General features: G+C 72.9%; 15 protein-coding genes and 2 tRNA genes. 12 read left to right on the forward strand and 5 right to left on the reverse strand.

Annotated features, from left to right (window positions below):
• Positions 1-255 precede the first annotated feature (255 nt).
• From OIE12_RS19125 to OIE12_RS19135, 3 genes are all read left to right on the forward strand, one after another.
• Positions 256-1299 (forward strand): polyprenyl synthetase family protein, encoded by a 1044-nt coding sequence (locus tag OIE12_RS19125; RefSeq protein WP_329136944.1) that lies wholly within the window; start codon positions 256-258, stop codon positions 1297-1299.
• A 186-nt stretch (positions 1300-1485) separates the two neighbouring features.
• Positions 1486-2370, forward strand: coding sequence for an ABC transporter ATP-binding protein (locus tag OIE12_RS19130; protein WP_329136946.1), 885 nt, complete (start codon positions 1486-1488; stop codon positions 2368-2370).
• Positions 2367-3152 carry an ABC transporter permease gene (locus OIE12_RS19135; protein WP_329136948.1) on the forward strand — a complete coding sequence of 262 codons (786 nt, stop codon included), beginning with the start codon at positions 2367-2369 and terminating at the stop codon, positions 3150-3152. Before OIE12_RS19130 ends, OIE12_RS19135 begins: the two co-directional genes overlap by 4 nt.
• Positions 3153-3236: 84 nt before the next feature.
• Here OIE12_RS19135 and OIE12_RS19140 read toward each other — a convergent pair whose 3' ends face one another.
• Positions 3237-3473, reverse strand: a complete 237-nt coding sequence (locus OIE12_RS19140; RefSeq protein ID WP_030380893.1) for a hypothetical protein — start codon at positions 3471-3473, stop codon at positions 3237-3239.
• 253 nt (positions 3474-3726) lie between these two features.
• Between OIE12_RS19140 and OIE12_RS19145 the strand changes: the two genes are divergently transcribed.
• Positions 3727-4350, forward strand: coding sequence for a CAP domain-containing protein (locus OIE12_RS19145; RefSeq protein ID WP_329136951.1), 624 nt, complete (start codon positions 3727-3729; stop codon positions 4348-4350).
• Between the two features lie 87 nt (positions 4351-4437).
• On the opposite strand, the gene OIE12_RS19150 is transcribed toward OIE12_RS19145, so the two are convergent.
• A complete protein-coding gene (locus OIE12_RS19150; RefSeq protein WP_329136953.1) occupies positions 4438-5502 on the reverse strand; it encodes a terpene synthase family protein in 1065 nt (354 codons plus the stop codon).
• Between the two features lie 200 nt (positions 5503-5702).
• Between OIE12_RS19150 and OIE12_RS19155 the strand changes: the two genes are divergently transcribed.
• Positions 5703-5915: a hypothetical protein gene (locus OIE12_RS19155; RefSeq protein WP_329136954.1), complete on the forward strand. Its 213-nt coding sequence runs from the start codon at positions 5703-5705 to the stop codon at positions 5913-5915.
• Between the two features lie 77 nt (positions 5916-5992).
• Here the strand turns inward: OIE12_RS19155 and OIE12_RS19160 are convergent, their stop codons facing one another.
• A complete protein-coding gene (locus OIE12_RS19160; RefSeq protein WP_329136956.1) occupies positions 5993-6649 on the reverse strand; it encodes an SDR family oxidoreductase in 657 nt (218 codons plus the stop codon).
• Between the two features lie 106 nt (positions 6650-6755).
• Entirely contained in the window at positions 6756-8021 is a 1266-nt protein-coding gene (locus OIE12_RS19165) for an amidohydrolase family protein (protein WP_329136957.1), read from the reverse strand.
• 422 nt (positions 8022-8443) lie between these two features.
• Here OIE12_RS19165 and OIE12_RS19170 point away from each other — a divergent pair.
• From OIE12_RS19170 to OIE12_RS19190, 5 genes are all read left to right on the forward strand, one after another.
• Positions 8444-8516, forward strand: a tRNA-Thr gene (locus tag OIE12_RS19170).
• Between the two features lie 47 nt (positions 8517-8563).
• Positions 8564-8636 (forward strand) — tRNA-Met (locus OIE12_RS19175).
• An 89-nt stretch (positions 8637-8725) separates the two neighbouring features.
• Entirely contained in the window at positions 8726-8890 is a 165-nt protein-coding gene (rpmG, locus tag OIE12_RS19180; RefSeq protein ID WP_003948671.1) for a 50S ribosomal protein L33, read from the forward strand.
• Between the two features lie 120 nt (positions 8891-9010).
• Positions 9011-9466, forward strand: a complete 456-nt coding sequence (locus OIE12_RS19185; protein WP_329136960.1) for a MaoC family dehydratase N-terminal domain-containing protein — start codon at positions 9011-9013, stop codon at positions 9464-9466.
• A gap of 5 nt (positions 9467-9471) precedes the next feature.
• Positions 9472-9900 carry a MaoC family dehydratase gene (locus OIE12_RS19190; protein WP_329136962.1) on the forward strand — a complete coding sequence of 143 codons (429 nt, stop codon included), beginning with the start codon at positions 9472-9474 and terminating at the stop codon, positions 9898-9900.
• A gap of 68 nt (positions 9901-9968) precedes the next feature.
• Here OIE12_RS19190 and OIE12_RS19195 read toward each other — a convergent pair whose 3' ends face one another.
• Positions 9969-10397 (reverse strand): hypothetical protein, encoded by a 429-nt coding sequence (locus tag OIE12_RS19195; protein ID WP_329136964.1) that lies wholly within the window; start codon positions 10395-10397, stop codon positions 9969-9971.
• Positions 10398-10574: 177 nt separating this feature from the next.
• Here OIE12_RS19195 and OIE12_RS19200 point away from each other — a divergent pair, with 177 nt between their 5' ends.
• Entirely contained in the window at positions 10575-11144 is a 570-nt protein-coding gene (locus OIE12_RS19200) for a TetR/AcrR family transcriptional regulator (protein ID WP_329136966.1), read from the forward strand.
• Between the two features lie 112 nt (positions 11145-11256).
• Positions 11257-12702, forward strand: a complete 1446-nt coding sequence (locus OIE12_RS19205) for a DHA2 family efflux MFS transporter permease subunit (protein ID WP_329136969.1) — start codon at positions 11257-11259, stop codon at positions 12700-12702.
• Positions 12703-12848 lie beyond the last annotated feature (146 nt).

Consider the following 12848-nt stretch of genomic DNA (forward strand, 5'->3'; position numbering starts at 1 on the left):
CTGCTGCAGAAGCAGGTTACGGACCCTTTGTCGTGTATCGGTGCGGTGGGCCGAGGGCCTTTTGTCGTGTGCCGGCGCGGCGGGCTGATTGTCCGGTGGGTGCACTGTCATGGGGCTGGGCCGCCTCGGTGATCCTTGGGGTGAGGGTGGGGTGTGGTCTCTTCGGGGTGGGCGGCAGCCGGTTGACTGGCGTGTGTACGTGACGTGCCCGTGGGCGCCGGCGCGGTCTCCGGTGCGAGTTCCGAGGAGTAGTGCATGCCGCAGATCACCGACCCCGCTCCGGCCGGCACGTTCCCGCGTCTGGGCTGGGTCGACGACCTGCTGGGCCCCGCCCTGCGAGGCGCCCTGGCCGCGCTGCCCGCGGCCGAGGGCCGGGTCGCCGGGTACCACCGCGGCTGGTGCGAGGCCGACGGCACGCCGACGCCCCCGGCGGCCGGCGGGGGCAAGTCCGTCCGCCCGGCGCTGACGCTGCTGTCCGCGATGGCCGTCGGCGGTAGCGCCGAGGGCGCGGTCCCGGGAGCCGTCGCCGTCGAACTCGTGCACGACTTCACGCTGCTGCACGACGACGTCATCGACGGGGACGCCCTGCGCCGGCACCGCCCGGCCGCCTGGTCCGTCTTCGGGACGCCCGCCGCGGTGCTCACCGGTGACGCCCTCCTGGTGGCCGCGATGCGTGCGTTGACGGAGGCGCAGCCCCGGCGGGCCGCCGCCGCGGTGAAGGAGTTGGTGGACGCGCTGGTGGAACTGGTCGAGGGCCAGAGCCGCGACGTCGCCTACGAGAAGGCGCCCGAGGTGTCGGTGGCGCAGTACCTGGCCATGGCCGAGGGCAAGACCGGCTCGCTGATGGGCTGCGCCTGCGCCCTGGGCGGCGTACTGGCCGGAGCCGACGACGTACAGGTGTGCGGACTACGGGAGTTCGGGCGCCGGCTCGGGGTGGCGTTCCAGTGCGTGGACGACCTCCTCGGCATCTGGGGCCGGTCGGCGCGCAGCGGAAAGCCGGTGGGGGCGGACCTCGCGGCCCGGAAGAAGTCGTTGCCCGTGGTGATCGCCCTGGGCGGCGGCAGCACGGCCGCACGGCGGCTGCGGGAGCTCTACGATTCCCCGGGCGCCCTGGACGACGATGACGTCGCCCTGGCGCGCGAACTGGCCGAGGAGGCCGGCGGGCGCGAAGGGGCGCAGCAGGAGGCGCACCGGCAGTTGTCCGCCGCCCTGCGCGCGCTGTCGTGCGCCCGGCCGACGGCGGAGGCCTACCGGCAACTGCACGACATCGCCCGGGCGATGACCCGCCGTGACGTGTGACGGCGACCACCGCCGGTCCGCGTAGGGCACCCCGGCATTCCCGTTCCGCCCCGCGCGTGACTTTGCTCCCCCTGGTCCGTTGACTCTTCGGTGGGTATTTGCCGCGTATGCCCGGCAGTACGACTGTCGTCCCGCAACGGGATGATTCGTAATCGAGTGCCCGATGTGACGAAACTCAGTGGAGTCGTGCAGCAGATCGCATCCGACGCGCCGTTCCCCGGCGACCTCCCGGCCGTCGCCGCCTACGGGCTGCAGGTCGTCCGCGGCTCCCACACCGTCCTGCGGCACCTCGGTTTCACGATTCCGCGCGGGTGCGTCGTCGGGCTGCTCGGTCCCAGCGGCTGCGGCAAGACGACACTGCTGCGGTCCGTCGTCGGCGTCCAGCAGCCCACCGCCGGCCATGTCCAGGTCCTGGGCTACGCGGCCGGCGCCCCGCAGCTGCGCACCCGCGTCGGCTACGTCACCCAGGCACCCTCCGTCTACGCGGACCTGACGGTGCTGGAGAACCTGCGCTACTTCGCCGCCGCGCTCGGCATGCGCGGCTGGCGCCGGGAGGACGCCGTGGTGCGCGTGGTGAAGGAGGTCGACCTCGCCTCGTACGCGGACAAGCTGGTGGCCCGGCTGTCCGGCGGCCAGTACTCGCGGGTGTCGCTCGCGGTGGCGCTGCTCAACAAGCCCGACCTGCTCGTGATGGACGAGCCGACCGTCGGCCTCGACCCCATGGTGCGCCGGGAGTTGTGGCAGGTGTTCCAGCGGCTGGTCCGGGAGGGGACGACGCTGCTGGTCTCCAGCCACGTCATGGACGAGGCCGACCGCTGCGACCGGCTGCTGCTGATGCGCGACGGCCGCCTCCTCGCCGACGCCGGCCGCGCCACCCTCCTCGAACACACCGGCTGTGCGGATGTGGAGGAGGCGTTCCTGCACCTGGTCAGGGCCGCGAGCGAGGCCGAGGCGCGCGCCCGGCAAGGGGCTGCCGCCCAGCCCCCGTCGCTCGCCCTGCCCACCCTGCTCGACCAGGCCCCCGCGCCCGAGGCCGAGCGGGCCTTCTTCGCCGTGGACTCGCTGTCATGAGCACCGCCTCCAGCACCGCTTCCAGCACCTCCCCCCTGGCCGACCGGCTGCCGTTCTCGCCCACCATCACCGGCGCCACGGCGGTACGGGTCCTCCAGCAGATCTCCCGCGACCGCGGCAGCACGGCCCTGCTGCTGGGCATCCCCTGCATGCTGATGGTGCTGCTCAAGCTGATGTTCGACGGTTCGGACGCCTCGTTCGAGCGGGTCGGGCCTCAGGTCTTCGGCATCTTCCCGGTCATCGTCATGTACCTGGTGGCCTCGGTCTCCACCCTGCGCGAGCGCACCACCGGCACCGCCGAACGGCTGCTGACCATGCCGGTGCGACGGCTGGACATCGTGCTCGGCTACAGCCTCGCCTTCACCGTCCTGGCCCTGCTCCAGGCCGTCCTCTCCACCCTCCTGACCGTCGGCCCGCTCGGGCTCGACATCAAGGGGCCCGCCTATCTGCTCATGGTCATCGCCATGCTCGGCGCGCTCCTCGGGCTGGCGCTGGGACTGCTGGTGAGCGCCTTCGCCCGCAACGAGTTCCAGGCGGTGCAGTTCCTGCCCGCCGGGGTCCTCCCGCAGTTCCTCGTCTGCGGGCTGTTCGTGCCGCGCGACGAGATGCACGGCGCCCTGGGGGCCGCAGCGAAGGTGATGCCGATGACGTACGCCGTCCAGGCCGCGAGCGAGGCCGCCACGCACACCGGCGTCACCGGGCTGTTCGTGCGGGACGCCCTGCTGATCCTGCTGTGCGTGATCCTGGTGCTCGTGGCCAGCGCCGCCACGCTCAAGCGCTGACGGCACCGGTGGACACGCACAGCCGCGCGGCCCCCTTCCGGACAGTTCCCGGAAGGGGGCCGCGCCGCTCGTGCCGGACACGCCCTAGTCCCGCACGCCCCAGGAGAAGCCGCCGGAGACGGTGCCGTACCGGGGGAACTCGAACGGGCCGAAGTGCAGCGGACGCTCGTGGCCGCCGCCCGGGTAGCCGCCGTCGGGACCCGGGCCGGTGACGGGCCGGGCCGGTGCCGGGGCGGCACTGGCGGCCGTCGCCGCACCGCCCGTCGTCAGGGCCAGTGCGGCGAGGGACACGAGGGCGAGTCGGCGAATCCGCATGGGCATGGGGAAGCCTCCCTGGAAAAGCGGAAAGGGAATGGGGAAGTGAGCGGGCCCCACCCTATCCGCCGTTGTCCGGCGTTCCCGCCGGGACCGTCCCGGGAATGCGTTTTTCCCTCGAAGGGGGAAAGTGGATACGGTGTGCGCCGCGACAGGCCGGGCGGCGATGACAAAAGGAAAAGAAAAAACGATGACCTGGGATCATGTGCACAGTGAGGGGACGCATTCGCCGATGAGTCGAATGAAAAGATGGGCGCTTGTGCTCGGGAGCGTTCTTCTCGTCATGCCGCCCGTGTGCGTGGCGCCCGCCGCCACGGCCGCTCCGGCGGACCCCGTCCCGCCCTCGCCCGCCCGGCTGGCGCCCCCGTGGTCCGTGGCGGTTCCCGGCCGCTGGCAGCCGGCTCCCGGCGCCCCGGACCCGTACGTCCCCGCCCCGGTCGGCGACCGCGACTCGACCCCGCGCGAACCGTCCCGCACCGCACCCGGGCGCGGCGCCGGGAGCAAGGCCGCCGCGCGCGTGATCGCCGCCGTCAACCGGAGCCGTACCAGGGCCGGTTGCCGGCCGCTGCGGCTGCGCGCCGCGCTGAACCGGGCCGCGCAGGCGCACAGCGTCGACATGGCCCGCCACCACCGCCTCGGCCACGCCGGGGCGGACGGCAGCACACCGGTCGACCGGATGCGCGCCGCCGGCTATCACCCGCGCGCCGGCGGCGAGAACGTCGTCGCCGGCACCCGCACCGCCCGTGCCGCCGTCGACGCGTGGATGGGCAGCCCGCCGCACCGCGCCAACATCCTGACCTGCGGATACCGCGACGCCGGGGTCGGCGTCGCGGCGGGCTCCGGCGGGCCGTGGTGGACGCTGGACCTGGCCTCGGGCCGCTGAGGATCCCCACCCACCGCCCGCGAAAACCCCCACCGCCCGCCTCGCACAAGCCCCGCCGCGCCCGTGACCCGTGACCCGTACGCGGACTCACCTCAGGTCCGGATCCCACCACCAGGCGATGGACGGCGCCCCCTCCACCGGCCCCGGCCGCGTGTCGGACGGGGCGTCGGCCCAGCTCAACGGCATCTCCTCGCGCTCGTCCGGCCAATGACCCCGGCTCAGATAGCGCGGCACCCGCAGCCCCCACTCGTTGTTGCCGCGGATGCCGTGCCGCAGCCCCTGCACATAGATGGCGAGATCGAAGCCGGCGGTCGGCCGGACGCGGTCGTGGAGGTGCAGGAACCGTTGCAGCACGCGGTCGCGCAGCCCGTTCGCCATGTCGACCGCCTCCTGCAGCGCGATGCCCCGCTCCTGCATCAGCACGGTGTAGAGGTTCTGGTCGGCCTGGTTCCGGGCCAACTCCTTGCGCAGCGAGTGCCGGTCGTTGTCGAGGGCGGCCACCATGATGGCCATCTCCGTCAGCGCGCGCACCGCCGGACGGTGCAGGTCACGGTCGGGCACCTCGGCGCCCGTCGCCAACTCCAGCAGCGCGAAGGTGGGTTCGCCGCCGGAGGAGAGCAGCCGCATGGCGAGGAACTCGTCCAGCCCCGGCATCCGGCCGACGGCCTGGTTGCCGACCTGCCAGGCCACCCCCGACAGCCACGCCCGGTGCGCGTGGGCGAACCGCGCGACCTGCGTGGGCGGCGCGAAGCCGCGGAACCGGTCGACGATGTCTTGAAGGGCGCCGATGTACCGGTCCTCGCCCTTGGCGGACGACGTCTCGCACGCCCGCTGCACCTGCCCGGCCAGCGCGTTGAACTGGGCGGGGCGGGTGCTCAGCGGCCCGCTGTCGCAGCGCGCGTCGTCGAAGGCGAAGCCCCAGTACACCCACAGGGCCGCGGCCAGCAGCCGGTCCTCGTCCGGGGCGTCCGGTGCGAAGCGGGCGAAGAAATCGGCGCTGTGGGTGGCCACGACCCACGCCTTCTCCCGCTCGTCGGCGCACATACCGCTGTCGCCGATCCATTTCACCGCCCGTTTCTCGACCCGCCGCACCCGCGGATGCACGGCGGATTCCAGCGGGCAGTAAAGAGGAGGAAGTTCCACCTCGGACACGCGGGTTTTCCTTGCGGGCACGGACACGGGCACACACCTTCCGGTGAAAGGACGACCCTTCCGGTGAAGGGACGACGAAGGATTCCCGATCATCCGGAAATCCGGGCCGGCAATGCGACCAGCCATGCCCGCCGCCGAAGCGGTGCCAGCCGAACGGGTGGCGCCGCATTTCCCATTGACATTCCCCGTACGCTGAAGGCATGTCGTCGCGTCGCAGGACCTGTCCCGAGTGCCGTCGGGAGATCGCCGTCGTCGCCGGGCGGTTCGCGCGGCACGATCCGCCCGGGGCACGGGCCGCCGGGGAGCTCGTCTCCTGCCCCGGCTCCCGGCGGTCCGCCGGGCCGGACGCCGCCCAGCCCGCGCTGGACGGCTACGCCGTGCCCGAGTTCCCCGGGCAACTCCCCCTCTTCTGAACCCTCCGGACACCCGACGTACCACCGCTGAAACGGCCGCCGCCCACCGCTGAAGGCCCCCCGCCCCTCGGCTCCCGTCAGTTCCCGGCGACCGCCTTCACCGCCACCGACACCGGCGCCGAACCGCTGATCAGCTCCAGCGTCAGACCCGCCGTCGCCGGGGTGTCCAGAAGCTCCGCGAGGACCGCCGCCACGTCGTCGCGCGGGACCGGGCCGCGGCCCGTCGCCGCCTCCAGACGCACCAGACCCGTACCGGCGTCGTCCGTCAGCCGGCCCGGCCGCAGGATCGTCCAGTCCAGGGCCGAGTGACCGCGGACGTACGCGTCGGCCGCGCCCTTGGCCCGCAGATAGACGTCGAACACCTCGTCCCCCGGGTGTTCGGGATCGGCGCCCATCGAGGACACGACGACATACCGGCGTACGCCCGCGCGCGCGGCCGCGTCCGCGAGCAGCACGGCGGCGCCGCGGTCCACCGTCTCCTTGCGGTCCGTCCCGCTGCCCGGCCCCGCGCCCGCCGCGAACACCACCGCGTCCGCGCCCCGCAGCAACCCGGCGACCTCGTCCTCCGACGCGGACTCCAGATCGCACACGAGCGGTTCGGCGCCGGCCGCCCGCAGGTCGTCGGCCTGCTCCGCACGGCGGATGATCCCCGCCACCTCGTCGCCGCGCGCGGCGAGCAACCGCTCCAGCCGCAGCGCGATCTGACCATGACCCCCAGCGATGACAATGCGCATGATTCCGACGGTACGCCGGGAGCGGCACTCCCGCCGCCGTACGCCCCGGCGCGCACCCCGCCCGGCCGTGCGCCCCCGACCAGACGACGGGCACCCCGGCCCGCCCCTACGACACCCCGCCCCGCCCCTGCCTCGGCAGCCCCAGCGCCGCCGTCGCCGCCGAGTCGCAGTACTCGCGCACCGCACTGGTCCGCGCCACCACGCGCCCCCGGTGCACCACGATCCTGCTGTACGCGAGCGACAGCGCGCCCGCCAGATCCGTACCGCGCACCGCGAGCAGCTCGGCCGGGAACCCCGCCTCGACCCGTACCTCCGGCAGCCCCAGCGCGGCGCGCGCCGCCGTGCTCACCGTCCCGTACGCCGTCTCCGGGCGCAGCCCCTGGCGCGAGGCCAGCAGGTAGGCGGCCTCCAGCGGGTCGCCCCGGCCGACCGGGTTCGACACGTCCCGCAGCGCCCCGCTGCCCGCCGCGACCCGCACCCCGGCCGCGCGCAGCAGCCGCACCGGAGGCGTTTCGCGCAGGCCGGCCGCGCCGCAGCCGCCCTGCGGGAGGCAGACCACGCCGACGCCGGTCGCCGCCAGCTGGTCGGCGACCCGGGCCGCGGCCTCCTCCGGCAGCCGGGCCAGACCCCCGCAGGGGCCCAGCGTCACGCCGGGCCGCAGCCCGCCCGCCATCGCCGCGATCCGCGTGAGCCGCGCCGGGTCGGCGGCGTCGGTGTGCAGGTCGACGGGGAGGCCGTGCTCGGAGGCGACCTCCAGGACCGCCTCCATGTACCCCGCCGGATCCGGGTCGGTGTCCGGGCAGCCGCCGACGACCGCCGCGCCCATCTTCACCGCGTCCCGCAGCAGCGCGAGCCCGTCCGCGCCGGCCGCCCCGGTCAGTACGCGGGGCATCGCCACCGCCGTCAGCTCGGCAAGGCCGTGCAGGGAGCGGCGGGCCCGGAGCACGGCGGCGAGCGCGTCGAGCCCCTGCACCTCGCCGACCCGTACATGCGAGCGCAGCGCCGTGGCGCCGTGCCCGAGCTGCAGCAGCGCGGCCTCGGTGGCCCGCCGCTGGACCTCCTCGGCGTCGGAGTCGGGCGGGCCGTCGCCGTCGGCGGACAGGGCGGTGTCGCCGTGGGCGTGGGGTTCGGCGGGGGCGGGGAGGAGCAGATGGCCGCCGAGGTCGAGACGGGAGCCGCCCGGGCCGGGCACCAGGCTGCCGGCGGTGCCGACCGCCTCGATCCGGTCGCCGCCCAGCCGTACGTCGACCGTCCGGCCGTCGACGAGCCGGGCTCCGCACAACAGCAGTCCGGCCGGTCCGGCGGGGAACCCCGGGGCCGCCGAGGGGGCCGGGAAGGGGGAGCGGGGCGGCTGCGGGCGCTCGTCGGGCATCGCACTCCTGGGATCGGGCGCCACGAGGCGGCACGGGCGGACGCGTGAGGCGGAAGGGCCAAGATCACGCGGAGTGAGGCCGAGCCTAGGGCGGCGGCCCGGCGGCGACGGGGAGGAGCGAAATAGTCGTACCGGTGTGGCTCCAGGGCCCCACGAGACCGCCGCGACGGACCCGGAAACCCAGCCGCCACAAGCCCTGAGCCCCAGCCGCCACGAACCCGAAAGCCCAGCCGCCACAAGCCCGGCAGCCCCAGCCGCCACGAACCCGAAAGCCCAGCCGCCACCAGCCCGGCAGCCCCGCGGGAACGGGGGAGGAACCGCCGCCGCGACGGGCCCGCGAGCCGGCCCGGAACAGGTCGGGCCCCACGGCACGAAACGGATTTGGGCGAACGGCGGGCGACCGTGTAATGTCTTCCTCGCTCGCCCCAATAGCTCAGTCGGCAGAGCGTCTCCATGGTAAGGAGAAGGTCAACGGTTCGATTCCGTTTTGGGGCTCTGGTGAGTGAGGTTCCCGTCGCAAGGCGGGCTCCGATCGCACCTGCAGCGGTGTAGCTCAGTCGGTAGAGCAAGCGGCTCATAATCGCTGTGTCACCGGTTCAAGTCCGGTCACCGCTACTCTCAGTAGCCGATTGCGGGGTCGGTCCTTCGATCGGCTACTCTTTTCTGCGTTCATACAGTCAACCCGTTCGTCAAGGAGCACTCACGTGGCTGCCACCGACGTCCGCCCGAAGATCACGCTGGCCTGCGTGGAGTGCAAGGAGCGGAACTACATCACCAAGAAGAACCGGCGTAACAACCCGGACCGTCTTGAGATGAAGAAGCACTGCCCGCGTTGCAACGCGCACACCGCGCACCGCGAGACGCGATAAACAAGGCTCGTACACGAGGCCGCCCCCGCAGTCCGGGGGGCGGCCTCGTGTCGTTTTGTAGGCTCGGCCCACCCAAGCGTTCGTCCAACCACTCACCCAATAGCAGGAGGTGCCGAGCCGATGGCGCTCGACCAGTCCTTCGTGGGGCGGTCCTACCCGCCCACCGACCCCTACGAGGTGGGCCGGGAGAAGATCCGTGAGTTCGCGGAGGCCGTGGGGGACGTCAACCCGGCGTACACCGACCCCGAGGCCGCCAAGGCGCTCGGGCACGCCGATGTGATCGCCCCGCCGACCTTCGTCTTCGCGATCACCTTCAAGGCCGCGGGCCAGGTCGTCGAGGACCCGCAGCTCGGACTGGACTACAGCCGCGTCGTGCACGGCGACCAGAAGTTCGCCTACACCCGTCCGGTGCGCGCCGGCGACCGGCTCACGGTCACCTCGACCATCGAGGCGGTCAAGTCCCTGGCGGGCAACGACATCCTGGACATCCGCGGCGAGGTGCACGACGAGTCGGGCGAGCACGTCGTGACCGCCTGGACCAAGCTCGTGGCCCGCGCGGCCGCAGAGGAGGCGTGAGGACGATGACGGCGAAGATCGCGTACGCCGACGTCGAGGTCGGCACCGAGCTGCCCGCGAGGACGTTCCCGGTGTCCCGCGCCACCCTGGTCCGGTACGCCGGCGCCTCCGGCGACTTCAACCCCATCCACTGGAACGAGCGGTTCGCCAAGGAGGTCGGGCTGCCGGACGTCATCGCGCACGGCATGTTCACCATGGCCTCGGCGGTCCGCGTGGTCACCGACTGGGCCGGCGACCCGGGCGCGGTCGTCGAGTACGGCGTCCGCTTCACCAAGCCGGTGGTCGTCCCGGACGACGACAAGGGCGCGCTCATCGAGGTCGGCGCCAAGGTCGCCGCCAAGCTCGGCGACAACACCGTCCGCGTGGACCTGACGGCCACCAGCGCCGGGCAGAAGGTCCTGGGCATGTCCCGCGCGGTCGTCCGGCTGGCCTGAGGTACGCCGGTACGCGGACGGGCCCGCGCCCCTCGTGAGGAGGCGCGGGCCCGTCCCCGTCCGCTGTCCTACGCGTGGCCGTCCCAGTACACCGGGTGGTAGCTCGTGTCGCCCTTCACCTTCACGACCCACATGCGGATCGGGGTGTCCTCCGCGATGTTGCCGGTCTTCCAGGCCGAGCAGTAGAACGAGCTGTGCCCGCGGGTGCTCACCGTGCGGTCGATGTCGCCGTCCCGGCCGATGTCGAGCCGCACCTCGATGCCCCACCCGTCCGCGATGCTGTCGCACGCCTGGATCGAGTCGCCCGGGGTGGCGTCGCCGTACTGGTCGGTGCCGGGATCCTGGGACCAGGCACCCCAGCCGCCGCCCTCGTAGGCCCCGTAGGTCTTGATCGTCTGGGCGCTGGCCGAGTTGGCCGTCACGACCACCAGTCCGAGCGCGCCCAGGAGCAGGGAGGCGGAGCGCATCCAGCGGGTACGCGACTTCTCCGGCTTCACGTGCTGTTCCCCTTCCGTCGGTCGGCGGCTTCCGCCCCTGTCCGAGGGTCGCCGCCGGGCGACCCGCCGCGGTGCCCGCCGAGGTCACCATGATCCTAGGGGCGGCTGGTTGACCCTCACATGCCATTTTTCAGGGGCCGCTTGACTTAGTTAGTGATTGAGCACTAACTTACTCGCATGGTCAGGATGAGCGCGGAGGAGCGGCGCGAGAGCGTCATCCGTGCGGCGACGAGCGAGTTCGCCCGCGGCGGTTACCACGGCACGTCCACCGAGGCGATCGCCAGACGCGTCGGGGTGTCGCAGCCGTACCTCTTCCGGCTCTTCCCGGACAAGCGGGCGATCTTCCGCGCGGCGACCGAGCGCTGTACGGCCGAGATCACCAGAACGTTCGAGAGGGCGTCGGAGGGGCTGAGGGGCGAGGAGGCCCTGCACGCCATGGCCAATGCCTATACGCAGCTCATCGCCGACCGGCCCGAGCTGTTGCAGTTGCAGATGCAGATGTACGTCGCCGTGGCCGCCGCCGAGCAGGAGGGCGACCACGGGTTCGGCGAGGCCGTGCGCGCCGAGTGGATGAAGATGTGGGACACCGTCCACATCCCGCTCGGCGCGGACATCGACCAGACGACGGACTTCCTGGCGTACGGGATGCTCATCAACTGCCTCGTCGCCATGGGGTTCCCGCCCCAGCACCGGGTGTGGGAAGGGCTGTACCCGTCGGCCCGGATCAAGGGCCGGCTGGAGAAGTAGGGGACGGGGGTGGGGCTCGCGGGCCCACCGTTCCGTGACGCGTGCGGCCATGAGCCGTGCCGTCGTCTGTCCAAGAAAGTTAGTGGTCAATTACTAATCTGGGGGAGTCACCGTGTCACAGCAGACCGCACACCGGGGAGGGACCGTCTGGGCCCTCCTCCTCACCAGCGCCGCCGGCTTCATGGCGGCGCTCGACAACCTCGTCGTCACCACCGCCCTGCCCTCCATCCGCGAGGATCTCGGCGGCGCGCTGGACGACCTGGAGTGGACCGTGAGCGCCTACACGCTCACCTTCGCCGTCCTCCTCATGTTCGGCGCCGCGCTCGGCGACCGGTTCGGCCGACGGCGGCTCTTCCTGGCCGGACTCACCGTCTTCACCGGCGCCTCGGCCGCCGCGGCCATGGCGCCCGGCATCGACTCACTGATCGCCGCCCGGGCCGTGCAGGGCGTCGGGGCCGCCGTCATGATGCCGCTCACCCTGACCCTGCTCACCGCCGCCGTGCCCGCCGCCAAGCGCGGCATGGCCTTCGGCATCTGGGGCGCCGTCAACGGACTCGCCGTCGCCTCCGGACCCCTCATCGGCGGCAGCCTCACCGAACACGTGTCCTGGCACTGGATCTTCTGGCTGAACGTGCCGATAGGCCTCGCCCTGCTGCCGCTCGCCCGGCTGCGCCTCGCCGAGTCCTACGGCACCGGCGCGCCGCTCGACCCGACCGGCACCGTGCTCGTCAGCGGGGGCCTCTTCGGCATCGTCTACGGGCTGGTCCGCGGGCCCGCCGACGGCTGGACCAGCAGCCTGGTGCTGACCGGGCTGTTCGCCGGGGCCGCGCTGCTGGCCGGGTTCGTGGTGCACGGGGCGCGGGCCGCCAACCCCATGCTGCCGATGCGGCTGTTCCGCTCCCGCGCCTTCTCCGGCATCAACGCGGCGAGCCTGCTGATGTTCCTCGGCATGTTCGGCTCGATCTTCCTGCTCAGCCAGTACATGCAGGGGGTGCTCGGGTACTCGCCCACCGAGGCGGGGCTGCGGATGCTGCCGTGGACGGGCATGCCGATGCTCATCGCGCCGGTCGCGGGGTACCTCGCCGACCGGGTCGGGGGACGGCCGGTCGTCGCCGCGGGGCTCTTCCTCCAGGCGCTGGGGCTGGCGTATCTCGCCGCGGTGGTCACGGCCGACGTGTCGTACGCGGCGCAGTTGCCGGGACTGATCGTGAGCGGGGTGGGGATGTCGCTGTACTTCGCGCCGGCCTCGCATCTGGTGATGTCGAGTGTGCGGGTGGGGGAGCAGGGGATCGCTTCCGGGGCGAACAACGCGTTGCGTGAGATCGGGGGTGCGCTGGGGGTCGCCGTGATGTCGTCGATCTTCTCGGCGCAGGGGGGTTACGAGACGGCGGCGTCGTTCGTGGACGGGTTGCGGCCGGCGTTGGTGGTGGGGGCGGGGGTTGTCGCCCTTGCGGGGGGCGCGGCGCTGCTGATTCCGGGGCGGCGCTCGCGGAAGGCCGCGGTGGTGGAGGAGACGGTGGCTGTGGCGGGGGGTGTGCGGGAGTTGGCGGAGCGCTGAGGGCGGGTGGGCGGTGGGGGTTTCGCCCCCGCCGCCCCTGCCCTTCCCGTCCTCCCAAGGGGCTTCGCCCCTTGGACCCCGTGGATTCGTTGTCGGGTGACCGCCGGTGGGGGCTTGTCGCGCAGTTCCCCGCGCCCCTGAAGGGG

The organism is Streptomyces sp. NBC_00670 (assembly GCF_036226765.1).
In the GTDB taxonomy this organism is placed as follows: domain Bacteria; phylum Actinomycetota; class Actinomycetes; order Streptomycetales; family Streptomycetaceae; genus Streptomyces.

What these genes read in the sequence shown, in the direction of transcription:
- OIE12_RS19125 (WP_329136944.1), top strand. Translation starts at nt 256, where the DNA reads ATGCCGCAGATCACCGACCCCGCTCCGGCCGGCACGTTCCCGCGTCTG.
- OIE12_RS19135 (WP_329136948.1), top strand. Translation starts at nt 2,367, where the DNA reads ATGAGCACCGCCTCCAGCACCGCTTCCAGCACCTCCCCCCTGGCCGAC.
- OIE12_RS19140 (WP_030380893.1), bottom strand. Translation starts at nt 3,473, where the DNA reads ATGCCCATGCGGATTCGCCGACTCGCCCTCGTGTCCCTCGCCGCACTG.
- OIE12_RS19155 (WP_329136954.1), top strand. Translation starts at nt 5,703, where the DNA reads ATGTCGTCGCGTCGCAGGACCTGTCCCGAGTGCCGTCGGGAGATCGCC.
- OIE12_RS19160 (WP_329136956.1), bottom strand. Translation starts at nt 6,649, where the DNA reads ATGCGCATTGTCATCGCTGGGGGTCATGGTCAGATCGCGCTGCGGCTG.
- OIE12_RS19165 (WP_329136957.1), bottom strand. Translation starts at nt 8,021, where the DNA reads ATGCCCGACGAGCGCCCGCAGCCGCCCCGCTCCCCCTTCCCGGCCCCC.
- OIE12_RS19185 (WP_329136960.1), top strand. Translation starts at nt 9,011, where the DNA reads ATGGCGCTCGACCAGTCCTTCGTGGGGCGGTCCTACCCGCCCACCGAC.
- OIE12_RS19190 (WP_329136962.1), top strand. Translation starts at nt 9,472, where the DNA reads ATGACGGCGAAGATCGCGTACGCCGACGTCGAGGTCGGCACCGAGCTG.
- OIE12_RS19200 (WP_329136966.1), top strand. Translation starts at nt 10,575, where the DNA reads ATGGTCAGGATGAGCGCGGAGGAGCGGCGCGAGAGCGTCATCCGTGCG.